The organism is Planococcus kocurii, assembly GCF_001465835.2.
Taxonomy (GTDB): domain Bacteria; phylum Bacillota; class Bacilli; order Bacillales_A; family Planococcaceae; genus Planococcus; species Planococcus kocurii.
In genome coordinates this window covers 618,898-642,773 of sequence record NZ_CP013661.2, presented here as the reverse complement: position 1 = coordinate 642,773, position 23,876 = coordinate 618,898, and the positions used below count along the sequence as shown (strand labels likewise).

General features: G+C 41.2%; 22 protein-coding genes, 1 tRNA gene and 1 other RNA gene. 20 read left to right on the top strand and 4 right to left on the bottom strand.

Features of this window, described 5'->3' with window-relative positions; all coding sequences use genetic code 11:
* The 3 genes from AUO94_RS03315 to AUO94_RS03305 are packed head-to-tail and all read left to right on the top strand — an operon-like array spanning position 1 to position 2,279.
* The gene (locus AUO94_RS03315; RefSeq protein WP_058385904.1) at positions 1-996 is read left to right on the top strand and encodes a gluconeogenesis factor YvcK family protein; all 996 of its coding nucleotides are present in this window, start codon (positions 1-3) and stop codon (positions 994-996) included.
* A gap of 23 nt (positions 997-1,019) precedes the next feature.
* Complete coding sequence (gene whiA / locus AUO94_RS03310; RefSeq protein ID WP_058385903.1) at positions 1,020-1,970, top strand: DNA-binding protein WhiA; 951 nt, start codon at positions 1,020-1,022, stop codon at positions 1,968-1,970.
* A 51-nt stretch (positions 1,971-2,021) separates the two neighbouring features.
* Positions 2,022-2,279, top strand: a complete 258-nt coding sequence (locus AUO94_RS03305; protein ID WP_058385902.1) for an HPr family phosphocarrier protein — start codon at positions 2,022-2,024, stop codon at positions 2,277-2,279.
* A 92-nt stretch (positions 2,280-2,371) separates the two neighbouring features.
* On the opposite strand, the gene clpP is transcribed toward AUO94_RS03305, so the two are convergent.
* Positions 2,372-2,983 carry an ATP-dependent Clp endopeptidase proteolytic subunit ClpP gene (clpP, locus tag AUO94_RS03300; protein WP_058385901.1) on the bottom strand — a complete coding sequence of 204 codons (612 nt, stop codon included), beginning with the start codon at positions 2,981-2,983 and terminating at the stop codon, positions 2,372-2,374.
* 172 nt (positions 2,984-3,155) lie between these two features.
* On the opposite strand from clpP, the gene AUO94_RS03295 reads away from it, so the two are divergent.
* The 16 genes from AUO94_RS03295 (at position 3,156) to AUO94_RS03220 (ending at position 19,838) form a co-directional block, all read left to right on the top strand.
* Positions 3,156-3,227 (top strand) — tRNA-Arg (locus AUO94_RS03295).
* Between the two features lie 505 nt (positions 3,228-3,732).
* Positions 3,733-3,963: a glutaredoxin family protein gene (locus AUO94_RS03290; protein WP_058385900.1), complete on the top strand. Its 231-nt coding sequence runs from the start codon at positions 3,733-3,735 to the stop codon at positions 3,961-3,963.
* Between the two features lie 107 nt (positions 3,964-4,070).
* Positions 4,071-5,114, top strand: a complete 1,044-nt coding sequence (locus AUO94_RS17500; RefSeq protein ID WP_058385899.1) for a sugar-binding transcriptional regulator — start codon at positions 4,071-4,073, stop codon at positions 5,112-5,114.
* On the top strand, positions 5,115-6,122 hold the full coding sequence (gap, locus tag AUO94_RS17495; RefSeq protein WP_058385898.1) for a type I glyceraldehyde-3-phosphate dehydrogenase: 1,008 nt from the start codon (positions 5,115-5,117) through the stop codon (positions 6,120-6,122).
* A 111-nt stretch (positions 6,123-6,233) separates the two neighbouring features.
* Entirely contained in the window at positions 6,234-7,418 is a 1,185-nt protein-coding gene (locus tag AUO94_RS03275; protein ID WP_058385897.1) for a phosphoglycerate kinase, read from the top strand.
* A 32-nt stretch (positions 7,419-7,450) separates the two neighbouring features.
* Positions 7,451-8,212 carry a triose-phosphate isomerase gene (gene tpiA / locus AUO94_RS03270; protein WP_058385896.1) on the top strand — a complete coding sequence of 254 codons (762 nt, stop codon included), beginning with the start codon at positions 7,451-7,453 and terminating at the stop codon, positions 8,210-8,212.
* A complete protein-coding gene (gene gpmI / locus AUO94_RS03265) occupies positions 8,205-9,737 on the top strand; it encodes a 2,3-bisphosphoglycerate-independent phosphoglycerate mutase (RefSeq protein WP_058385895.1) in 1,533 nt (510 codons plus the stop codon). Before tpiA ends, gpmI begins: the two co-directional genes overlap by 8 nt.
* Positions 9,738-9,752: 15 nt before the next feature.
* Positions 9,753-11,048, top strand: coding sequence for a phosphopyruvate hydratase (eno, locus tag AUO94_RS03260; protein WP_058385894.1), 1,296 nt, complete (start codon positions 9,753-9,755; stop codon positions 11,046-11,048).
* Positions 11,049-11,222: 174 nt separating this feature from the next.
* Complete coding sequence (gene secG, locus AUO94_RS03255) at positions 11,223-11,450, top strand: preprotein translocase subunit SecG (RefSeq protein WP_008429540.1); 228 nt, start codon at positions 11,223-11,225, stop codon at positions 11,448-11,450.
* Between the two features lie 71 nt (positions 11,451-11,521).
* The gene (locus AUO94_RS03250) at positions 11,522-12,268 is read left to right on the top strand and encodes an alpha/beta hydrolase (RefSeq protein WP_058385893.1); all 747 of its coding nucleotides are present in this window, start codon (positions 11,522-11,524) and stop codon (positions 12,266-12,268) included.
* A gap of 24 nt (positions 12,269-12,292) precedes the next feature.
* Positions 12,293-14,617, top strand: coding sequence for a ribonuclease R (rnr, locus tag AUO94_RS03245; protein ID WP_078080236.1), 2,325 nt, complete (start codon positions 12,293-12,295; stop codon positions 14,615-14,617).
* Positions 14,618-14,665: 48 nt separating this feature from the next.
* A complete protein-coding gene (smpB, locus tag AUO94_RS03240) occupies positions 14,666-15,130 on the top strand; it encodes an SsrA-binding protein SmpB (protein WP_049694328.1) in 465 nt (154 codons plus the stop codon).
* 84 nt (positions 15,131-15,214) lie between these two features.
* Positions 15,215-15,568: a transfer-messenger RNA gene (gene ssrA / locus AUO94_RS03235) on the top strand.
* A gap of 589 nt (positions 15,569-16,157) precedes the next feature.
* Positions 16,158-16,919 carry a SurA N-terminal domain-containing protein gene (locus tag AUO94_RS03230; protein WP_058385892.1) on the top strand — a complete coding sequence of 254 codons (762 nt, stop codon included), beginning with the start codon at positions 16,158-16,160 and terminating at the stop codon, positions 16,917-16,919.
* A 444-nt stretch (positions 16,920-17,363) separates the two neighbouring features.
* A complete protein-coding gene (locus AUO94_RS03225) occupies positions 17,364-18,860 on the top strand; it encodes a glycine betaine uptake BCCT transporter (RefSeq protein WP_058385891.1) in 1,497 nt (498 codons plus the stop codon).
* A gap of 78 nt (positions 18,861-18,938) precedes the next feature.
* Positions 18,939-19,838 carry a 5'-3' exonuclease gene (locus AUO94_RS03220; RefSeq protein ID WP_058385890.1) on the top strand — a complete coding sequence of 300 codons (900 nt, stop codon included), beginning with the start codon at positions 18,939-18,941 and terminating at the stop codon, positions 19,836-19,838.
* On the opposite strand, the gene AUO94_RS03215 is transcribed toward AUO94_RS03220, so the two are convergent.
* The 3 genes from AUO94_RS03215 to AUO94_RS03205 all read right to left on the bottom strand — a co-directional run bounded on the left by AUO94_RS03215 (position 19,816) and on the right by AUO94_RS03205 (position 21,255).
* Positions 19,816-20,331 (bottom strand): hypothetical protein, encoded by a 516-nt coding sequence (locus AUO94_RS03215; protein ID WP_058385889.1) that lies wholly within the window; start codon positions 20,329-20,331, stop codon positions 19,816-19,818. The genes AUO94_RS03220 and AUO94_RS03215 overlap by 23 nt on opposite strands.
* Before the next feature lie 40 nt (positions 20,332-20,371).
* The gene (locus tag AUO94_RS03210) at positions 20,372-20,833 is read right to left on the bottom strand and encodes an STAS domain-containing protein (protein ID WP_058385888.1); all 462 of its coding nucleotides are present in this window, start codon (positions 20,831-20,833) and stop codon (positions 20,372-20,374) included.
* 101 nt (positions 20,834-20,934) lie between these two features.
* Entirely contained in the window at positions 20,935-21,255 is a 321-nt protein-coding gene (locus AUO94_RS03205) for a thioredoxin family protein (protein WP_058385887.1), read from the bottom strand.
* A 211-nt stretch (positions 21,256-21,466) separates the two neighbouring features.
* On the opposite strand from AUO94_RS03205, the gene AUO94_RS03200 reads away from it, so the two are divergent.
* Positions 21,467-23,851 carry a 3-hydroxyacyl-CoA dehydrogenase/enoyl-CoA hydratase family protein gene (locus AUO94_RS03200; protein ID WP_058385886.1) on the top strand — a complete coding sequence of 795 codons (2,385 nt, stop codon included), beginning with the start codon at positions 21,467-21,469 and terminating at the stop codon, positions 23,849-23,851.
* Positions 23,852-23,876 lie beyond the last annotated feature (25 nt).

Here is a 23,876-nt window from a genome sequence, read left to right as displayed (position 1 = left end):
ATGGAACATAATCAGCACCGGAAACGTATCGTTATTTTAGGCGGCGGCACGGGACTGTCTACATTGTTGCGTGGGTTAAAATTGTATCCACTGGATTTGACGGCTATTGTAACAGTTGCAGACGATGGTGGAAGTTCGGGACGCTTAAGAAATGACCTGGATATTCCACCCCCGGGAGATATTCGAAATGTTATGGCAGCATTATCAGATACAGAACCTTTAGTTGCTGAAATGTTCCAATATCGATTTAAGCACTCCTTAGATCTTGACGGTCATTCTTTGGGTAATCTAATGCTCGCGGCATTGACGGATATTACAGGCGACTTTTCCCATGCAGTCCGCGAAATGAGTCGTGTATTAAGTGTCAATGGCACGGTTTTACCTGCCGCCAACCAAATTGTTACGCTTAGCGCAGAGCTAGAAGATGGGACGATTATAAAAGGGGAATCCAAAATTCCTGCCTATTTACAGCCAATTAAAAGTGTGTTTATTGAACCACATGATGTTAAAGCCTTGCCTGCAACAATTGCAGCAATTAAAAATGCAGACGTAATTGTTGTGGGTCCAGGTTCTTTATACACCAGTATTTTGCCGAACTTGTTAGTGAAAGATATTAAAAAAGCAGTCATAGCTGCTAAGGCAAAGAAAATATACATCTGTAATTTAATGACACAAGCAGGGGAGACTTATCAATATACAGCCTCTGACCATGTTCAAGCACTTTACAATCATGTCGGAGAAAAATTTCTAGATGCTATTCTAATTGATAAAGTCCAAATGCCGTCTAACATTGCAGAACGTTACGAAAAAGAGAAAGCATGGCCTGTTGAGTATGACGAAGAGCGCCTGAAAAAAATGGGTCTCGAAGTCTACAGAAAAGACATTGCTAATATCTCTGGAGAAACTGTACGTCACGAGCCGACGAAAGTTGCAGAATGGTTATTCGAATATGCTGATGGCCGTGCTAGTGAAGATTCGAAGCAGTTGTATTTTTGACGCTTTGAAAGGAGGAACGAATTTTGTCTTTTGCATCCGAAACAAAAAAAGAAATGACACAAATAGAGATAGATGATTGCTGCGGCAAAGCAGAGCTTTCCGCAATGATCCGGATGAATGGCACTCTATCGTTTTCCAATCGGCAATTGAGCCTGGATATTCAAACTGAGAATGCGGCGATCGCCCGCCGTATTTACACGTTATTAAAACGTTTTTACAAAACTTATCCCGTCGAATTGCTGGTTAGAAAAAAGATGCGCTTAAAAAAGAATAATATTTACATTTGTAGAATCCGAGAAGGCGCTAAGCATATTCTCGAAGATCTCGAAATTTTGACTGAAGGATTTCAATTCCAGCACCAGATTGTCAAGTCGCTGATTGAAAAGAACTGTTGCAAACGTTCGTATATCCGAGGTGCCTTTTTAGCTGGAGGATCTGTCAATAATCCTGAAACGTCATCTTACCATCTCGAAATTTACTCGCTCTACAAAGACCATGCAGACTCGTTAGTTGAATTAATGAACGAATTTCGTTTGAATAGCAAAACGATTGAACGTAAAAAAGGATTTGTGACTTACCTGAAAGAAGCAGAAAAAATTTCTGATTTTCTAAGCATTACAGGCGCACATTCTGCTTTATTGAAATTTGAGGATGTTCGAATTATTCGAGATATGCGTAATAGCGTTAATCGGTTAGTAAATTGTGAAACCGCTAACTTAAACAAAACCATCGATGCGGCATTGCGGCAAGTAGAAAATATTCGATTTATCGACCAAACAATTGGCATTGACCAATTGCCTGAAAGACTACGTGAAATCGCCAGACTCCGGGTAGAGTGTCAAGATGTGACGTTAAAAGAGCTAGGGGAAATGGTATCGGGCGGAACCGTCAGCAAGTCGGGGGTAAACCATCGTCTGCGAAAAATTGATGAGATTGCAGCATCCCTGAGAAATGGAGAAATGATCGGCCGCTAGCTAGGCTGTTCGTTTATATAGAAGAGAGTTGAGTTTTGGAGGAGGATCCGTATGGTTGAAAAACAAGTAAAAGTACGATTAAAATCAGGTCTTCAAGCAAGACAAGCAGCGTTATTTGTTCAAGAAGCAAATCGATACAGCGCAGATGTTTATTTGGAAAAAGACAATAAGAAAGTAAACGCCAAAAGTATTATGGGAATTATGAGCTTGGCAATTAGTAAAGGAACAGAAGTCACCATTTCTGCAGAAGGCTTGGATGAAGAAAAAGCGGTTCAGTCTTTATCGGAGATTATTGAAAAAGAAGCGTAAAAAAGCAGCAATCTATTATTTCAAGTAACTTCCACAAACGAAACGTATAAAAAAACTCACAGTCAAAGATGACTGTGAGTTTTTTGCTTGATTTAGTTTTCTTTTTTGTGGTTTTCAGGCAATTTGCTACGTGTAATCACTTGGTCGATTAAGCCGTATTCAAGTGCGCGTTCTGCTGTCATGAAGTTATCGCGATCTGTATCTTTAGCGATAACTTCGATTGGCTGACCTGTACGCTCAGAAAGAATCTGGTTTAATTTTTCGCGAAGGTGAAGAATGCGTTTTGCTGCAATTTCGATTTCAGTCGCTTGTCCTTGGGCACCACCAAGCGGTTGGTGAATCATTACTTCAGCATTTGGAAGTGCAAGGCGTTTGCCTTTTGTTCCTGCTGCAAGTAGGAAAGCACCCATTGAAGCAGCCATACCGATACAGATTGTTTGAACGTCTGGACGGATAAACTGCATCGTATCATAAATCGCCATACCAGCTGTGATACTACCACCTGGGCTGTTAATGTAGATTGAAATATCCTTATCTGGATCTTCTGCTTCAAGGAATAGAAGTTGCGCCACAATAGAGTTTGCAACGTTATCATCAATTGCACTACCTAGCATAATGACGCGGTCTTTTAACAAACGTGAGTAAATATCGTAAGCACGTTCGCCTCGGCTAGTTTGTTCGATTACTGTAGGAATTAAGTTCATAGAATAGTTCCTCCTCGATTAAGTGTTTTACAAACAATGCTGAAAGTTCTCTCAGCTGTACTATTATCATACACATCATGGTCAATGAAGGTCAAATCTAACGAATCAAAAAAACGGACTTGATTATGTTAAAATATTTTTGTATAATAGAAAAGTCGCTAATAGCGAAAACGCCCTCGTAGTGTAATGGATCACACGTAAGATTCCGGTTCTTGAGATGGAGGTTCGATTCCTTCCGAGGGCATAAGAAAAGCACAACAACTCGTTGAATCCGGAAAAAGCCTATTCAACTAAAATCTATTGTTCTAAAGTTGAGAAATGCCCCTTTGCCTTAATTGGTAAAGGGGTGTTTTTTACTTTTGGCTGTATTTTTTGATTTCAAAAAACCAAAGAGAAAAGGGAAGTTTAAAAGAGCCGGTAGAAAGGGAAATGACTAATAGCTTATACTAGTAGAGAAAAGCAACAGGTGAGCAAATTACTGATTCTTATTGTCATCGTATCTATTGGTAGTGAAGCAGCGATTCTCGTACCAATATAATGGCTTCATGCACCTTAAAGAAGAGAGTAACGAGTTTTAAGCACAAATTGAAATTTAGTAACAGTGTACACTTGATTTACTACCTAACTTAGTAGAAACAATGGAAAGCTCTGTTGATCAATAGTAACGTGTTATTGATTGTCTAACAGATATCGGTTTGGAGAAAGCTTCACCAGTAACTTCATACTTTTATTTAGAAAGAAGGAGACAGATGTACACTTTATACACGCGTTCTAATTGCCCTCTTTGCGATGAAGCCAAATTGATGATTGCACTAGTCAACGAGGAGGTACCATTGCCTTACACAGAAGTAGATATCGAAAGTGATGAAGCCTTACACGAAAAATACATGATGATGATTCCTGTATTAGAAAAAAACAATCGCGTATTGGTGTATGGCAATATTGGTTATGTTGAATTACTAGAAGCGTTAGAAACTTAACGCTTCTTTTTATTTGCAATTAAAAGAAAGATTAGGTAGAATGAATTTAGTGGGACGCACAATTAATTAGTGGGACAAAAAACGTCCAGATAGAATGGAGTGAACCTATGGATGCATTATCTGTCGCTCAGCAAAAGTTGATGCCGGAAATGTCCGAACTCCTGAAAAAACGTTATCAAATTTTACAGATTATCAACTTGGAACAGCCAATCGGTAGGCGAACTTTGAGTGAAGTTGCCGGTTTGACAGAGCGAGAAATTAGAAAAGACACGGATTTACTACGCAATCAGCAATTGATTGAAATGAAAACAGCGGGCATGACAGTTACTTCGCAAGGATTGGAAGTGCTAGAGAAGCTAAAAGTTTTTGTGCGTGAAATGTCTGGACTGACAGATATGGAAATACAGCTACAGGAAATTCTAGGAATTACGAAAGTTGTGATCTTACCGCAAGATAGCGATGAAATTCCAGCAGTGAAGTCCCATATTGGTAAAGAGGCTGCTCGTTTTTTGGAAACGTTGTTTGCTCGCTATAAGAAAATCGCTGTTACTGGCGGTAGCACAATGGCGGCTATCTCGAAAGAACTAACGAACGTAAAGCCGGACAAAGCGCTGCAATTTATCGCTGCACGCGGTGGACTGGGAGAAGATGTTTTGCACCAAGCAAATACGATTGCAGCTGCATTTGCCGAAAAAACAGGTGGTTCATTTAAGACGCTATACTTGCCTGATCATTTGAGTGCAGAAGCATTTGCCATGATGATGAAAGAACCAGTGATTAAAGAAATGATGGATTTGTACGATCAAACAGATGTTGTCGTCCACGGGATTGGCAATGCAGGAGAGATGGCGGTTCGTCGGCACTCTTCTACTGAAGAAGTTGAAAAGATTCATTCAGGCGGAGCGATTAGTGAGGCTTTCGGCTATTATTTCGATAAAGACGGAAAAATTGTTTATCGCATTCGAACGGCGGGCATTCAATTAGAGCAGGTGCAAAAAGCGACAACTGTTTTGGCAGTTGCCGGTGGTGAATCTAAAGCAAGAGCGATTTTATCGTACGCTAAAAACGCAGCGAGTCCGACAGTGTTGATCACAGACGAAGGTGCTGCACGAAAAATTATGGAATTGACTAAAAAATTGGAGGAATACTAAATGACTTTAAAATTAGCAATTAACGGATTTGGACGTATAGGACGCATTGTATTTCGTGAAGCTTTAACAAATGACGAAGTAGAAGTGGTAGCAGTAAACGATTTGACAGACGCAAAAATGTTGGCACATCTTTTGAAATACGATTCTGTTCATGGTATTTTAGACGCTGAAGTTTCAGTTGATGGCGACAACATTGTTGTTAACGGCAAAACAATCCGCGTATTCTCTGAAAAAGATCCAGCTAACCTTCCTTGGGGAGAGCATGGCATAGACATCGTTGTTGAATCTACTGGATTCTTCACGGATGCTGCTTCTGCTTCTAAACACATCGAAGCCGGCGCTAAAAAAGTAATCGTTTCAGCACCAGGCAAAAACGGCATGAAGACACTTGTTATGGGTGTTAACCACGAAACATATGATCCGAAAGAGCATCATGTGATTTCAAATGCTTCATGTACAACAAACGGTCTTGCAGGAATGGCGAAAGTATTGAACGAGCGTTTCGGTATCAAACATGCAATGATGACAACGATCCACTCTTACACAAATGACCAAATTCTTTTAGACTCTCCGCACAGTGACTTCCGTCGTGCGCGTGCAGCTGCAGAATCAATGATTCCGACAACTACTGGTGCAGCTTTAGCAGTTGCAAAAGTATTGCCTGAATTAGAAGGCAAAATTGATGGAATGGCGATCCGCGTTCCAACACCAAACGTTTCACTTATCGATTTAGTTGCTCATCTTGAAAAAGACGTAACTGTCGAAGAAGTGAACAAAGCATTAAAAGATGCAGCAGAAAACGAATTAAAAGGATTCATGGACTACAGCGAATTGCCGCTAGTATCTAGAGACTATAACGGCAACACAGCATCAGCTACAATCGATGGTCTTTCAACGATGATGGTTGGCGATAACATGGTTAAAGTTCTTTCATGGTACGATAACGAATCTGGTTACTCAGGCCGTTGTATCGACCTTGCGCTTCACATGTACAAAACGGGCTTATAATCCCGAAATCATAGCTTAATTACCAATGAACCTCTATAATAAAAGAGGGTAAAAGGGGCGGGGAACTTACCCCGCTCCTTATTTTTTTGAATACAAATAGGAGGTATTTTCATGCAGCAGAAAATGACCATGAAAGATTTGGATTTGAAAGGAAAACGGGTATTTTGCCGTGTCGATTTTAACGTACCGATGTCAGATGGTAAAGTGACGGATGATACGAGAATCCGTGCAGCTGTACCGACGATCGAATATTTAGTCAACCAAGGCGCTAAAGTAATTTTGGCTAGCCATTTAGGTCGTCCGAAAGGCCAAGTCAATGAAGAAATGCGACTGGCTGCAACAGGCTTTCGTTTAGGCGAATTGTTACATAAAGAAGTGAAAAGCCTGGACGAATCAATCGGCGAAAAAGTAGAACAGGACATTTCAACGATGCAAGAAGGCGACATCATCTTACTTGAGAACGTCCGCTTCCATGAAGGTGAAGAAAAAAATGACGACAAACTTGCACAAGCATTTGCTTCGCTAGCAGACGTTTTCGTTAACGATGCATTTGGAGCAGCTCATCGTGCTCATGCTTCAACAGCAGGCATTGCGAGTCATTTACCGGCGGTATCAGGCTTACTGTTAGAAAAAGAGTTAGAGGTTTTAGGCAAAGCTTTGTCTGAGCCAGAACGTCCGTTCACGGCAATAATCGGCGGCGCGAAAGTAAAAGACAAAATCGGCGTCATTGATCATTTGTTAGATAAGGTAGATAATTTAATTATTGGCGGAGGGTTGTCGTATACGTTTATCAAAGCGCAAGGTTACGAGATCGGAAACTCTCTTGTTGAAGAAGATAAATTAGATTTGGCTAACTCATTTATTGAAAAAGCAAAACAAAAAGGCGTTAAATTTTATTTGCCAGTAGATGCAACTGTAGCTAACGAATTTTCAAAAGATGCCGAAACCAAAAGTGTGAAAATCACGGAAATCCCAGCTGACTGGATGGGCTTAGACATTGGTCCTGAAACGGTAGCGTTATATGCGGATGTTATTAAAAATTCGAAGTTGATTATTTGGAATGGACCGATGGGTGTTTTTGAAATGCCTGCATTTGAAAATGGCACGAAATCTGTCGCACAAGCAATGGCAGAAACTTCAGGTTACACCGTAATCGGTGGTGGAGATTCAGCAGCAGCTGTTGAAAAATTCCATGTGGCTGAACAAATGGATCATATCTCTACAGGCGGAGGCGCTTCACTAGAGTTTATGGAAGGGAAAGATTTACCAGGTGTCAGCGCGTTAACAAACAAATAAATAAGATAGCTAAACTGAAAGGGAGTGCTCTTGTGAGAAAACCAATTATTGCAGGAAACTGGAAAATGTACAAAACCGCTACAGAGGCAAAACAATTTGTTGAAAAAGTGAATGGCTTAGTGCCAGCATCTGATAAAGTAGACGCTGTTATTTGCGCACCAGCATTATTCTTGGCACAACTAGTTGTGTCTGCAGAAAATAGTCCGCTTCAAATCGGAGCACAAACAATGTCAGAGCAAGACGAAGGTGCCTATACAGGCGAAATTAGCCCTGTCCAACTAACGGATATTGGCGTTAAGTATGTCATTATTGGACATTCAGAACGTCGCCAGTATTTCAATGAAACAGACGAGTCAGCCAACCAAAAAGTAAAAGCTGCTTTTACTCATGGGTTAGTGCCGATTCTATGTGTTGGCGAAACACTTGAACAACGTGAAAACGGAGAAACGGGTTCTGTCGTTGAAGCACAAGTAGAAAAAGGAGTCGCTGGTTTGACTGAACAACAAATCACTCAATTGGTTATTGCTTATGAACCTATTTGGGCAATTGGCACAGGGAAAACAGCTACTGCTGAAGACGCCAACGAAGTTTGTGGAATCATTCGCAAAAAAGTAGCATCTTTGTATCAGAATGAAGCAGCTGAGCAACTGCGTATTCAATACGGCGGCAGCGTAAAGCCAGCAAACGTAGATGAGTTAATGACAATGGAACATATTGACGGAGCATTAGTTGGAGGCGCAAGCCTAGAAGCCGAGTCATTTGTTAAATTGTTGGAGGCTGGTTCGCATGCGTAAAACTGAACACCCAGCGGCTCTTATCATTTTAGATGGATTTGGCTGCCGTGAAGAAAGTTTTGGTAATGCAGTAGCACAGGCTAATAAGCCGAATTTTGATCGTTTATGGGAGACTTATCCACATGAATTACTGACCGCTTCAGGTGAAGCGGTTGGGTTGCCTGAAGGACAAATGGGTAATTCAGAAGTAGGTCACTTGAATATTGGTGCTGGCCGAGTGGTTTACCAAAATTTAACGCGTATCAATAAAGCAATTCGTGATGGCGATTTTTACGAAAATCCAGCATTTCTTGAAGCGATTGCGAACGCGAAAAGCCGCGGCAAAGCGCTTCATATATTGGGGTTATTATCTGATGGCGGCGTTCATAGCCATTATGAGCACCTTTTCGCTTTATTGCGACTTGCTAAACAGCAAGGATTAACGGAAGTTTATGTTCATGGCTTCTTAGATGGGCGCGATGTGGGACCAAGGACTGCGCTTAAATACGTAGAGCAAGCTGAACAGCAAATGACAGAAATTGGTATTGGGAAATTCGCGTCGATTAGCGGACGGTATTATGCAATGGATCGTGATCAGCGCTGGGAACGTGCCGATTTAGCATATCGCGTTTTAGTTGACGGCGTTGGAAAAATGGCGGAATCGGCAACTGCCGGTATTGCTGCTTCTTATGAAGAAGGCGTTTCGGACGAATTTGTTCTACCATTCGTAATCGAAGAAGATGGCAAACCAGTAGCGACCGTTGATTCAGGCGATTCACTAATTTTCTTTAACTTCCGACCGGACCGTTCGATTCAATTAACAAAAGCATTTATTCGTGAAGATTTTGTTGGATTCCCATTAAGTGCTAAGCATCCGAGAGCATTAAGCTATATCACCTTTACTTCTTATAGTGAAGATTTGCCGACGCGTGTAGCATTTGAAACATTGAACTTGGAAAATACCATTGGTGAAGTGTTATCCGCAAATGGACTAACGCAACTGCGCATTGCAGAAACCGAAAAATACCCACATGTTACGTTCTTTATGAGTGGTGGACGTGAAGACATTTTTCCTGGAGAAGATCGTATTCTCGTTGCTTCGCCAAAGGTTGCAACTTACGATTTGCAACCTGAAATGAGTGCTTACGAAGTGACCGACCGTCTAGTTGAGCAAATTGAAGCGGGTGCGCACGACGCCATCATCTTGAACTTTGCGAACCCGGATATGGTTGGCCATAGTGGGATGCTGGAACCTACGATTCGTGCCATTGAAGTAGTGGACGAATGTCTAGGTCGCATAGTTGATGCGCTACATGCTCAGGGTGGCTCGGCATTGATTACTGCCGATCACGGCAATGCTGACGAAGTCCGTACCCTTGAAGGACAGCCAATGACAGCACATACGACCAATCAAGTCCCAGTAATTTTAACGAAGTCAGGTCATGAACTTCGTAAAGGCGGCATTCTTGCTGACCTAGCACCAACCATTTTAAAAATGCTAAATGTAGAACAACCGGTTGAAATGACCGGAAAACCATTATATTAAAGGGAGCTGTTTTAATTGCCAATTATTACACACATTCAAGCACGCGAAATTTTAGATTCACGAGGAAATCCAACAATCGAAGTTGAAGTATTCACAGAAAGCGGCGCTTTTGGTCGCGCAATCGTACCATCAGGCGCATCTACTGGTGAACACGAAGCTGTAGAGCTACGTGATGGCGATAAGAGCCGTTACCTAGGTAAGGGTGTCTTAAAAGCAGTAGAAAACGTTGATGGTGAAATTGCTGAAGCATTAGAAGAAAAATATTCAGTGCTTGATCAAGTATCAATCGACAAAGCGATGATCGAATTAGACGGTACTGAAAACAAAGGACGTTTAGGCGCTAACGCAATTCTTGGTGTTTCTCTAGCCGTTGCACACGCAGCAGCAAACTACTTGGATATGCCTCTTTACCAATACTTAGGCGGTTTTAACGCGAAGCAACTGCCAGTTCCAATGATGAACATTTTAAACGGCGGCGAACATGCTGACAACAACGTGGACATCCAAGAATTCATGGTAATGCCAGTTGGCGCAAAATCGTTCCGTGAAGCTGTTCAAATGGGAGCAGAAATTTTCCACAACTTAAAAGCTGTATTAAAAGAAAAAGGCTATAATACTTCTGTTGGAGATGAAGGCGGATTTGCTCCGAACCTTGGTTCAAATGAAGAAGCATTAACGACAATCATGGAAGCAATTGAAAAAGCTGGATACAAACCAGGTTCAGACATCTTGCTTGCAATGGACGTTGCATCTTCTGAAATCTACGACAAAGAAAAAGGTGTTTACAACCTGCCAGGCGATAATACAGTGAAAACATCTGCTGAAATGGTTGACTGGTACGAAGAGCTTTGCAATAAATACCCAATCATTTCAATCGAAGATGGCTTAGATGAAAACGACTGGGCTGGACATAAATTATTGACAGAACGAATCGGTGACCGCGTTCAATTAGTTGGAGACGATTTATTCGTAACGAACACGAAAAAATTGGCTCAAGGAATTGAAGAAGGCATCAGTAACTCAATCTTGATCAAAGTAAACCAAATCGGTACATTAACAGAAACATTTGATGCGATTGAAATGGCGAAACGTGCGGGCTACACAGCAGTTATCAGCCACCGTTCAGGCGAGTCTGAAGATGTAACAATCGCAGACATCGCAGTTGCGACAAACGCTGGACAAATCAAAACAGGTGCACCGTCACGTACGGACCGCGTTGCGAAGTACAACCAATTACTACGCATTGAAGATCAGTTGTTCGAAACGGGTCAATACCTAGGATTGAAAACTTTCTATAACTTGAAAAAATAAAGTGATAGAAAATAGAATTTGATTGAAGTTAAATAATTGATAAATCAAATTTTCTGATTTAACTTTTAGAAAATAGAGGGCATTTGCCTTCTATTTTCTATTGCTATTGTCACCGGTCACAATTTTTGGTAAACTTAATTTTGTTGTGAACGTTCGTTTCAGGAGGTGGAATTTATGCATACGTTGTTAATGACATTACTCGTCATCGTATCGCTCGCATTAATCGTAGTCGTTTTATTGCAATCCGGAAAAAGTGCAGGTCTTTCAGGAGCCATCTCCGGTGGAGCAGAGCAACTTTTCGGCAAGCAAAAAGCTCGTGGCTTGGACTTAGTCTTACACCGAGTAACGATTGTACTTGCTGCCTTATTCTTTATTCTGGCTATTGCCGTAACGAAAGTTTAATGTAGATGATTAAATCGCCTGACCATACATGGTTGGGCGTTTTCTTTTAGTATTGAAATGGAGGAATTGTTATGCGGATTTCGCAACCAAAACCATTTTTCTTCAAATCTGGACCTCGAGCAGTACTTCTTTTGCATGGATTTACTGGGAATTCGGCGGATGTAAGGATGTTAGGTCGTTTTCTAGAAACAAAAGGATATACGAGCATTGCACCGCATTACGCAGGTCATGGTGTGGCACCTGAGGAACTGGTAGTCACCGGTCCAGTAGATTGGTGGAAAGATGTAGAGCAAGCATATGATGCGTTGATAGAAGAAGGCTATACGGAAATTGCCGTGGCTGGACTGTCACTTGGTGGCGTATTTAGCCTGAAATTAGGGTATACAAAACCTATTAAAGGAATTGTCACGATGTGTGCACCTATGTACATGAAAACTACAGATCTCATGTATGAAGGTGTTTTAAAATATGCACGCGATTACAAGGGATTTGAAGGGAAAAGTGCTGAGCTTATCGAAAAAGAGATGCAGGCATTGAAAGAGCAGCCGATGGAATCGTTAGCCGATTTACGCGCCTTGGTTGAAGAAGTCAAAGAACATGTAGACCATATTTATGCGCCTTTGTTCGTTGCCCAAGGTAGACTGGATACGGTGATTAATACAGATTCGGCTAATGTCATTTACGATAATGCGGAATCAACCGATAAAAACATCAAATGGTACGAAAACTCAGGGCATGTCATTACGCTTGATAAAGAGAAAAAGCAATTGCACGAAGACATTTTCACATTTTTCGAATCACTTGATTGGAGTGTGTGAACGGTCATAAAGGAGGAGTTAGATTTGGGGAATCCCGAAAGTTCATTAGAACAGCGCTTATTGGTTTTCATGCGTGAAGAAGCATATAAGCCGCTGACTGTACAGGAAATAGAAGAGCAATTCGGTTTTGAAAATGCCGATGAATTCGAGAAATTGGTCAAAACTTTGGTGCGTTTGGAAGAATCCGGAACACTTATCCGTTCAAGATCAAACCGCTACGGTGTGCCAGAACGAATGAATTTGATGCGCGGAAAATTCATTGGGCATCCAAAAGGTTTTGGTTTTGTGGCACCTGAAGAAGCGGGCTTGGACGATGTGTTTATTCCACCGACGGAAGTAAATGGTGCGGTAAACGGAGATACAGTTATGATTCGCGTCTCAGAAGGGTCATCTGGTGATCGACGCGAAGGCGCGATTATTCGAATCCTTGAACGCGGAACGACAAAAGCTGTTGGTACATTCCAAGAAAACAAAGGATTTGGCTTTGTCGTAACAGATGATAAAAAAATGAATATGGATATCTTTATAGCTAAAGGTGATACGTTAGGTGCTGTTGATGGCCATAAAGTAGTAGTTGAAATCACGGGATGGCCTGAAGGCAGAATGTCTGCGACGGGTATGGTGACGCAAATTTTGGGTCATAAAAACGATCCAGGTGTTGACATTCTTTCGATTATTCATAAATATGGCATTGAAACGGAGTTTCCGCCTGATGTTTTAGAACAAGCGAACAACGTGCCAGACGAAATCGACCCGGCAGATCTTAAGGATCGCCGTGATTTACGTAACGAGCAAATTGTAACGATTGATGGAGCGGATGCTAAAGATTTGGATGATGCTGTTCAAGTCGTAAAATACGAAGACGGTACGTACAAATTGGGTGTGCATATCGCAGATGTTAGCCATTATATGACGGAAGGGTCTCCAATGGACCGTGAAGCTTATGACCGTGCAACGAGTATTTACTTGACTGACCGTGTGATTCCAATGATTCCGCATCGCTTGTCGAATGGTATTTGTTCATTAAATCCACAAGTTGACCGTTTGACTTTGTCTTGTGAAATGATTTTCAATGACCAAGGTGAAGTGCAGTCTCACGATATTTTCCAAAGTGTTATTAACACATCCGCACGTATGACCTATACGGACGTTTATGAAATTCTTGAGCAAGACAATCAAGAACTAAAAGAGCAGTACAGCGAATTGGTGCCCATGTTCGAATTGATGAAAGAACTAGCAGCAGTCTTGAGTAAGAAACGGATGCGTCGAGGTGCCATTGATTTTGATTTCAAAGAATCAAAAGTATTAGTAGATGAAAACGGCTATCCAGTAGACGTAGTTGTTCGCGAACGAACGATTGCTGAACGTCTAATTGAAGAGTTTATGCTAGCTGCTAACGAAACAGTAGCAGAACATTTTCATCATCTAGAAGTACCAGCAATTTACCGCATACATGAAGATCCAAAACCGGAAAAACTGCAACGCTTTTTCGAATTCGTTACAAATTTTGGTATTGTGGTCAAAGGTTCGGGTACACAAATCCACCCACGTGCATTGCAAGAAATCGTCGAATCGATTGCAGGAACTCCAGAAGAGCCAGTCATTTCTACGATGATGTTGCGTTCAATGCAACAGGCGAAATACTCGTCTGAAAGCTTAGGACACTTTGGCTTATCGACTGAATTTTATACGCATTTTACTTCACCGATACGTCGTTATCCGGATTTGATCGTCCATCGCTTGATCCGCACGTATTTGATCGAAAAAGATTTGTCTCAGAAAACGATTGCACGTTGGGATGCGAACATGGATGACATTGCGACCCATACATCCGAGCGTGAACGCCGGGCAGTAGAAGCAGAACGCGATACCGATGCTTTGAAGAAATCACAGTTTATGGCTGATAAAATCGGGGAACAGTTTACTGGGATTATTTCTTCAGTAACGAACTTTGGCTTATTCATTGAATTACCGAATACCATTGAAGGGTTGGTTCACGTGTCTAACATGACTGATGATTATTACCGCTTTGATGATCGCAGCATGATGATGATTGGGGAACGTACCAATCGCCAATTCCGTATTGGTGACGAAATTGAAATCAAAGTGATTGGTGTTAAACCAGAAGAGTCATCCATTGATTTTGAAATTGTTGGCATGGTACAAACACCTCGTCGTACGAGAAAAGATCAGCCGAAAGTAATCCGTGCTGGTAAAAAAGACGGCGCTGGAAAACCAAGACGTGATGGCAAAAAGCCAGAAAGCGGCGGACCTACACGCAAGCCGAAAAATGCCAAGAAAAAGTTCTATGAAGGCGCAGCAAAGCAAGGGCGCAACAAGAAAAAATAAAATAGCGGCTCGAGGGCCGCTTTTTGAATCTAGCTGAGGTGAAACCACATGGCCAAAGGAGAAGGCAAAGTAATTGCCCAAAACAAGAAAGCCGGTTTTGATTTTTTCATTGAAGAAACAATCGAAGCAGGTATCGTCTTGCAGGGAACCGAAATTAAATCTGCACGAAATGGCAAAGTCCAATTAAAAGAATCGTTCGTCCGTATTCGTAACGGTGAAGCGTGGATTTCAAATATGCACATTAGCCCGTATGATCAGGGAAATCAGTTTAACCACGATCCGACACGGTCGCGTAAGCTGTTGCTTCATAAAAAGCAAATTGCTAATTTGCTGGCACACTCAAAAGTGCAAGGCTCCGCGATTATCCCGCTGAAAATGTATTTGAAAGACGGCTTTGCTAAAATTTTACTCGGTGTCGGTAAGGGTAAGAAAAACTACGACAAACGAGAAGATTTGAAGAAAAAAGATGCGAAACGCGACATTGCCCGAGCAATAAAAGAACACAACCGCTAGGGCTTGATGTCTGACCTTCGTTGCCTTATAATAAGGATATAGCACATGAAGCTGTTTATACATCTTCCGTGTCTCTTTTAATAAGGGGACGTTACGGATTCGACAGGGATGATCTGGGCTTGAGTTGCGCGTCGGAGGGTCGTCTCCGTCACAAACGTACTTATAACAACTGGCAAAACAAACCAAAACCTAGCATTCGCAGCGTAAGCTCGGATCTGCTTTATCTATCCATCGCCCATGTGGCTAGGTAAAGCTCAACTTTAGTGGGATACACCGTTTGCTGCCATCTGAGGCAACCGGGAGAGATTCTCAGATTAGTGCCCAAGACGCCTGCTTATCGGCAGAATGGCGCATGAAACCTTAATAGATGAGCTACACGCGTAGATGCTTAAGTAGCGGAGTTTCTGGACGCGGGTTCGACTCCCGCCGTCTCCATAGTGAGATAAAAAACGTCAAAACCTTTACTGGTTTTGGCGTTTTTTGGTTCCTGCCCAACATTGACTTTCTGTTTATTCAAGATAGATCGAACCTCTACCAATCACGATCGTCCTATTACCGTATAACGCTAAAAGAGGTGTCCGTATGGAGTTTCGGTATTTCTTGATGTTGCTTATAGGAAAAAGTTTACTCTTCTCTGGAGTCTTCATGAAAAGCGGTTTCAGTTACCGATGCGCATCGGATTTGGCGTTATAGGGATCGTTTTTATTGCATTTTCATTGTTCGTGTTTACACCAGGGAGTGCTGAAATAATGACTGACTTCTTAAAATTAAGTAAGAGCTAGTTAAAATTAAAGTAGAAGTGATTCAAATCAAAAAAATACGAAGATCTATGACTTTCGTCTTGCAACTGATTGTTTTGAGGGAGTCTAATGATGGTAAGCGTGTTTATATAAGAAAAGCTTGCTGAATAATGTAGAATTTTTTTATTTCTAAATAATGTTAATAGACAAGGTGCAATGGTTATTGTTTTTACAGCTCTACAGAGTGTGCTACAATAATCCACATTATGTTTGAAGGGAGAATACCCATGATTAAAAAATGGTTTTTAACAATTGTACTTGGAGGATCCATGGTAGCGTTAGCTGCTTGTGGTGATGATACTGCTAAAGAAACAGAAGGTGAAGAAACACCGCAAGAAGAGGTAGCAACCGATCAAGAAAGCGCGGAGCAACCAGAAATGCCTGAACCTGATTTGAAAGACATTCCTGATGTCGTAGCAGAAGTAAATGGAGAAAAAATCGATAAAAAAGAATTTGAATCGACCTATACTGGACAATTTCAACAGATGGCGATGCAAGCACAAATGTCTGGTCAAGAAGTCGATCAGACTCAGTTAAAAGAGCAAGTTGCTGAAAGCCTAGTGGCACAAGAATTGCTTGTTCAAGAAACGAAAAACCAAAAGTTATCGGCAACGGAAGAACAGATCAATACAGCGTTAGAAGAATTGGCTCAGCAAAATGGCCTTAAGTCGTCAGATGAGTTATTGACAGCACTTGAAGAGCAAGGCGTTTCTAAAGAAGAAGTAATGACTCAAGTAGAATCGCAAGTAAAAATTGATCAGCTGGTTGCATCAGAAACTGGCGAAATCAAACTAACGGATAAAGAACTACAAACTTACTATGATGAAGCAAAAGCACAGCAAGAAGAATCGGATGGCGAAGAAATTCCAGCATTTGAAGAAGTCAAGCCACAGATTGAAGAGCAAATGAAGGCGCAAAAAGAAAGTGAAGCCACACAAGCGTTAATCGCAAAACTTCGCGAAAAAGCAGAAGTCACCATTAATTTATAAACCACCGAAAATCAGATTCCTTGTGAATCTGATTTTTTTAAAAAATAAATAGATGGATACAAAATGCGGAGAAATGGATTTTATGCGGTGAACAACGATTTTTAGCTTGAACAGGAAATTTTGCTAGTAGAGTGGAGTATGTGAGGACGTAAGCGACTACTACTATGAAAAAATGGTCAGTTGTTTATCATTTTTTGAATGTGTAAAAACCTGGTTTTAAAGTCTTTTAGGAATTTTTTTAGCCCGGCTAGTTTGACAGGAGCCGAAAATTTCCGTATCCTTTACACTTGTGATAAAGATAAACTTCAATCAGCGGGGGTCTTCATCCTCTGCTGTTTTTTAGTTCATCGATTCGGACTTTAGCGGTCAGCGGAATCTTGCTCAGGATGCGAGAATCTACTGACCGTTAAAGCGGCGATAAAAATGGAAGAGGAGAGGTACTATATGAAAAAAGTAACCAATGTATTTTGGATTGTACTTGCGCTCGTATTGTTAGCCATTGGCTTTGGCGCGCTTGCACCTGATAGTTTTTCAGAAGTTACAGGGAATATAGAATCATTCCTGACAACTTCGTTTGGATGGTATTATTTATTAATTGTTTCCATCATCGTTTTGTTCTGTTTGTTTTTCCTCATCAGTCCGATGGGGCAAATCAAATTAGGGAAAGACTCAGACAAGCCTGAGTTTTCATTTGGAACGTGGATTGCCATGCTGTTTTCAGCAGGAATGGGAATTGGTTTGGTATTCTGGGGAGCGGCAGAACCGCTGTCGCATTACGCGATTGATTCAGCAACCGCTGAACCTGGAACCGCTGAAGCGATGCGTGAGTCAATGCGATTCAGCTTTTTCCACTGGGGTATTCATGCATGGGCGATTTATGCCGTTGTGGCATTAGCACTTGCATATGCTCAGTTCCGAAAAGGGGAACCTGGCTTGATTTCGGCAACGTTAAAACCGATATTTGGAGACAAGATGAAAGGACCATGGGGTACTTTTGTTGACGTCATTGCGGTTTTCGCAACAGTTGTCGGTGTCGCAACGACTCTTGGCTTTGGCGCTATCCAAATAAACGGCGGCCTTGCGTATTTGTTTGACGGAATCTCGGAAGATAGTTTTTCTGTTCAATTGGTCATCATTGCCATTGTGACGGTATTGTTTATGATTTCAGCTTGGTCTGGGCTAAGCAAAGGGATTAAATACTTGTCAAATACCAATATGGTGTTAGCTGTTGTACTATTGCTAGCCGTCATCATTCTTGGGCCAACCTTGTTGATCATGAATATGTTTACTGACACAATCGGTACGTATTTCCAAAACATCGTTGAAATGAGTTTCCGTGCAGCCCCAATCGATGGCGAAAATCGTGCGTGGATTGATGGCTGGACCATCTTTTACTGGGCTTGGTGGATTTCTTGGTCTCCATTTGTTGGTGTTTTCATCGCACGTGTTTCCAAAGGTCGGACAATTCGTCAATTCTTACTAGGCGTATTGATGATTCCAACGTTTATCAGTTTCCTTTGGTTTGCAGCTTTTGGTACAACAGCAATCGATGTGCAACAAAGCGGAGTGGATTTGACTGGATTATTGACAGAGCAAACTTTGTTTGCCGTATTTAATGAATTGCCGTTTGGCGTGATTTTATCTGTTATTGCCGTATTCTTAATCACTACGTTTTTTGTTACTTCTGCCGATTCGGCAACATTTGTTCTCGGTATGCAAACAACAGGTGGATCGTTATATCCTCAAAACACAGTAAAATTAACTTGGGGGATTGCACAATCAGCCATTGCGGTCATTTTACTCTCGACAGGTGGACTGGATACATTGCAAACAGTGCTAATCATTGCGGCGTTCCCGTTCTCGATTATTATCCTGCTCATGATGACATCCTTCTATAAAGCAGTAACAATTGAATACAAAGCAATTAAACGCAAACGTTAAAACCGCCGCTTTGGCGGTTTTTTCAATACATAGGCGTTAGAATAGAAGGGAAGCAATAAAAAGATGGAGGATTTTTATATGGAAAAACCACATGTGTTATTAATAGATGGAATGGCTCTTTTGTTCCGGTCGTTTTTTGCAACCTCAGCAGTCAACCAATATTTCCGCACAACAGAAGGATTAGCGACAAATGGCGTTCAAGGATTTACGCGACACGTGCTAGCGGCTAAAACGATGATGAAACCGACACATATGGCCGTGTGCTGGGATATGGGATCTAAAACTTTCCGTACAGATCTTTTCGATGGCTATAAAGCCAATCGTCCGGCACCACCAGAAGACATGGTGCATCAGTTTGACTGGGCACAAGAAATTTCTGAGCAACTGGGTTGGAAAAATTATGGTGAAGCGGGGATTGAAGCAGATGACTTTATCGGGTCATTTACAAAGCAATGGCAGGGCCAAGTCGACTTTACCATCATTACCGGTGACAAAGATATGCTGCAACTATTATCGCCTTCTGTCAAAATTGCGTTTATGAAAAAAGGATTTCACGTTTACGATGTCTATACTGATGATCGATTTATTGAAGAGTATGGCATTCAGCCTTCGCAGTTTGCTGATGTTAAAGCGTTTATGGGTGACCCAAGCGATGGCTATCCTGGCGTTAAAGGGATTGGACCGAAGACGGCACTTCAGCTGATTCAAACGTACGGCTCGACTGATGGTGTACTAAGAGCCATCGACGAATTAAAACCGGCACAGAAAAAGAAAATTGAAGAACATAAAGAAATGCTGCTGCTATCAAAAAAACTGGCTGTCATCAAATGTGACATCCAGTTGGATATGCCGCTAGAGCAACTTGTTGTTCCTAGCTACACCAATGACCATATACAGTTATGTCGCGATCAACAATTATTGTTACTGGCTAAACAACTCGAAAAAAATGCCGAAGTTACGATCGATCCTTGGGCGTAATTTTCACAAAGGTCAGCACGTGTTGATTTGCTAAATAAGAAGCCGTCCGCATTTTGCTGGGACGGTTTTTCTGTCCGTTGTCGTGAAAATAGAGAACGAGGTCAGCTGACTTTTCCTCAAAACCAATTAACGGGACCCAGTGATAGCTATATAGCGGTTTAGAAAACCAACGAAAAGTAAAGTAGCGGTCAAACTTCATAGCAAGCGGTCGATTTGCCAACAATTCTTCTTTTACCTCGGACATATCGAGAACTTTTTTTGCCTCATACCGTTTGCCGCTGAGCTTCTGAAAATTTTTCAATAGTCTCCAAGTAAACAACCCGATGCGTGTAGAGCCGAGAAGTTGATACAGTTGATTGATACCAATATTGAGTTCTTCGTGGTATTGCATAATGGCAGCAATAGTCACAGGTCCACACGCAGAAGAACGATATTTTTTGTGAATACTTGTATCATGTTGGGAAAGACCTTGAAAAGCGATGAGTTTTTTCATGGCAATTTTACCTCCACGGAGTTTCTAACAATTAGTTTTATCACGTAGTCGTTAATTTTTTGTTTTCAGTGAGCAAACGTTCAAGAGCAGTTTTAAATGTTGTATAAACTTCCAGTTCGACTTGGATGCCAGCCCGGACGATTTCACGTACAAACAATGGATTAAATCCGACATAAATAGCACGCAGTCCCATTAAACTCAGAGCAGAATTCAACTGGCTCAGTTCACTTGCTAATCCGTCATAGTCGAATTCCATCAAGTTATCAGTTGTCACACCAGTAAAATCAAAGATGACACGTTCAGTATCGCGATGCTTTTCTGCGTAGGTTAATACAGTTGTACGAATCAAATCAAAGCGCTCTGAAAAAATAAAACCAGCGATTGGTACTAAAATGGTCTTTGGAACAACTGATGGAATTATCGGAGCAGACATATTTTTGATCAGCTTTTCATAATAAAGCAGTTGTTCTTTTAATTGGGTTATTTCCTGTTGTGGATCCATCTATATACCTCCAGGGTCTTGTAGTAAGTATGAAATTATTAAATGAAACATGTGATAGACGCTTGAAAATTTTAGTAGAGAAAAAAGGAGTAGGCATGAGCCTACTCTTTTTGGTCGTTCAAAAATTCTGTAACAGATTCAGGTGATTTTGCGTTAGCGCTGTGAAGATGAGCTGTTTTCTCGCCGTTTTTGAAAATCAATAGACTTGGAATACCCATTACGTCATATTTTTCAGCAAGTTCTGGAAGTTCATCGCGGTTAACGTCTACCCATTGGTATTGGTTGTATTCTTCGACGATTGGATCGATAAACATATCCATTCTTCTGCAGTCTGGGCACCAACCAGCTTGAAATTTTACGATTACCGGTTGTTCGCCGTTTATAGCTTCGTTAAATTGTTCGTTCGTAGAAAGTGATTTCATTTAGATGGCCTCCTTATAGGTTCCCTTTCAGTTTACCGTGTATTTATAAAATGGCAAAGAATTTGTTTCTGAAAAATTAAGGGATTTTTTAGCGATTAAATATTGCGAAAAAAGAGAAAATAACTTACACTAAGAGACATAGGAGAACGTTCTATTTTTTTAAACTAAAAATGAATGAGTATTCATTCAAAAAATCAAGGAGGGTTTGCTAGTGGCTTACCAAATTAGAAAAGCGGCTGTACTCGGTTCAGGTGTTATGGGTTCGGGAATTGCAGCGCACCTTGCAAATATAGGAATTCCTGTATTGTTGCTTGATATTGTTCCTCGTGAATTGTCAAAAGAAGAACAGGCAAAAGGGTTTACTATGGAAGACAGTGTGGTTCGTAATCGAATTGCAACCGGCTCTATTCAGAAGTTACTTAAACAGAAACCAGCTCCATTAACAGCTAAAAAAAATCTTCAACTAATCACACCAGGAAATCTGGAAGATGATTTAGATAAATTAAAAGACATCGACTGGATTATCGAAGTTATTGTCGAAAACCTGGATGTAAAAAAATCATTATATGAAAAAATTGATAGCGTTAGAAAAGATGGCACCATTATTTCTTCAAATACATCGGGTATTAGCATTAATGCGATGGTCGAAGGGCGTTCGGAAGATTTCGGTAAACATTTCCTAGGAACTCACTTTTTCAATCCACCACGTTATTTGAAGCTGTTAGAGATCATTCCTGCGACAACGACTGCTCCAGAAGTTGTCGAATTCATGACGGCATTTGGGGAAAATCGTTTAGGAAAAGGTGTAGTTATTGCAAAAGATACACCAAACTTTATCGCTAACCGAATCGGTACATATGGTCTATTGGTTACGTTACGTGAAATGATGGCACGTGGCTATTCAATAGGAGAAGTCGACTCGGTAACGGGTCCACTAATTGGTCGTCCAAAATCAGCAACATTCCGTACACTTGATGTTGTTGGACTGGATACGTTCATGCATGTTTCCAAAAATGTCCATGATCAAACTTCAGGAGAAGAACAAAAGGTTTTTGAAGCGCCTGAATTTATGACGAAAATGGTGCAAAATGGTTGGTTAGGAGCAAAGTCGGGACAGGGCTTCTTCTTGAAAAAAGACAAAGAGATTTTAGAACTTGATCCAGAGACGCTTGAATACCGCACAGCCGGTAAATTGAAAACGCCTTCACAAGAACTCGCGAAACAGCAAAAAGGTCTTGCAGCTAAAATGAAGACGCTTGTGTATGCAGAAGACCGTACCGGTGAATTGCTTTGGAGCATACTTGCTCCGACACTTTTGTATTCGGCTGAGTTAACTGGAGAAATTGCTGATGATATTGTTGCCATTGACAATGCTATGAAATGGGGCTTCGGTTGGCAACAAGGACCATTTGAAATTTGGGATGCCATTGGTGTTGAAAAATCAGTCCATAAAATGAAAGAACAAGGCCACACTATTCCAGCATTTGCGCAAGCTTTACTAGACAGTGGAAACGAAACTTTCTATAAAGAAGAAAATAACGATGTGTACTTCTTTGATGGCACAACTTACCAGCCTGTCCCAGTAAATGAGAAAGTAATCGATTTAAAGCGCTATAAGAAAAAACACGGCGTTATCAAATCGAATTCGGGTGCTAGTTTGATTGATCTAGGTGATGGGATTGCGTTATTAGAGTTCCATTCACGTTCAAATGCGATTGGCTTAGATATTATGCAAATGATCAATTTCGCGGTCGACGAGGTCGAGAAAAACTTCAAAGGACTGGTCATTGGGAACCAAGGCAAAAACTTCTGTGTCGGTGCCAACCTCGGCATGATCTTGATGGAAGCACAAGATGATAATATGTTCGAACTCGATTTCACGATTAAAACGTTCCAAAATGCCATGATGAAACTCAAATACAGTAACAAACCGGTAGTAGCAGCACCATTTGGTATGTCTCTAGGCGGTGGTGCAGAAGTAACCTTGCCAGCCGCACACATTCAAGCTTCAATGGAAACGTATCTGGGTCTTGTCGAAGTGGGCGTGGGATTAATTCCTGGCGGCGGCGGAAACAAAGAACTTTATATGAAACAATTAAAAGGCTTACCGAATGGTGTAACAGTCGATTATCAAAACATCGCAACGAAAGTATTCGAATCAATAGCTATGGCAAAAGTTTCGACTTCAGCAGAAGAAGCACGTGAAAATAACTTCTTAAACTTTGTAGATGGTATTAGCGCCAATAGCGACCATTTAATTTACGATGCTAAACAGGCTGCTCTGTCATTATATGAAAATGGCTATCAAGCACCTTTACGTGAAAAAGTGCCTGTTCCCGGTGAACCTGGCTATGCAACGCTACTTTTAGGTGCAGAAGGTATGTTTATATCCGGCTATATTAGCGAACACGATTTGAAAATCGCTAAAAAGCTAGCATTTGTTCTAGCGGGCGGCAAAGTTCCATACGGCACAAAAGTCGATGAACAATATTTGCTTGACCTTGAGCGCCAAGCGTTCTTAAGCCTAGTCGCAGAACCGAAAACCCAGCAACGTATGCAACATATGCTGGTCAAAGGAAAACCATTACGTAATTAATCGTTGAGGATAAAAGGAGGAAATA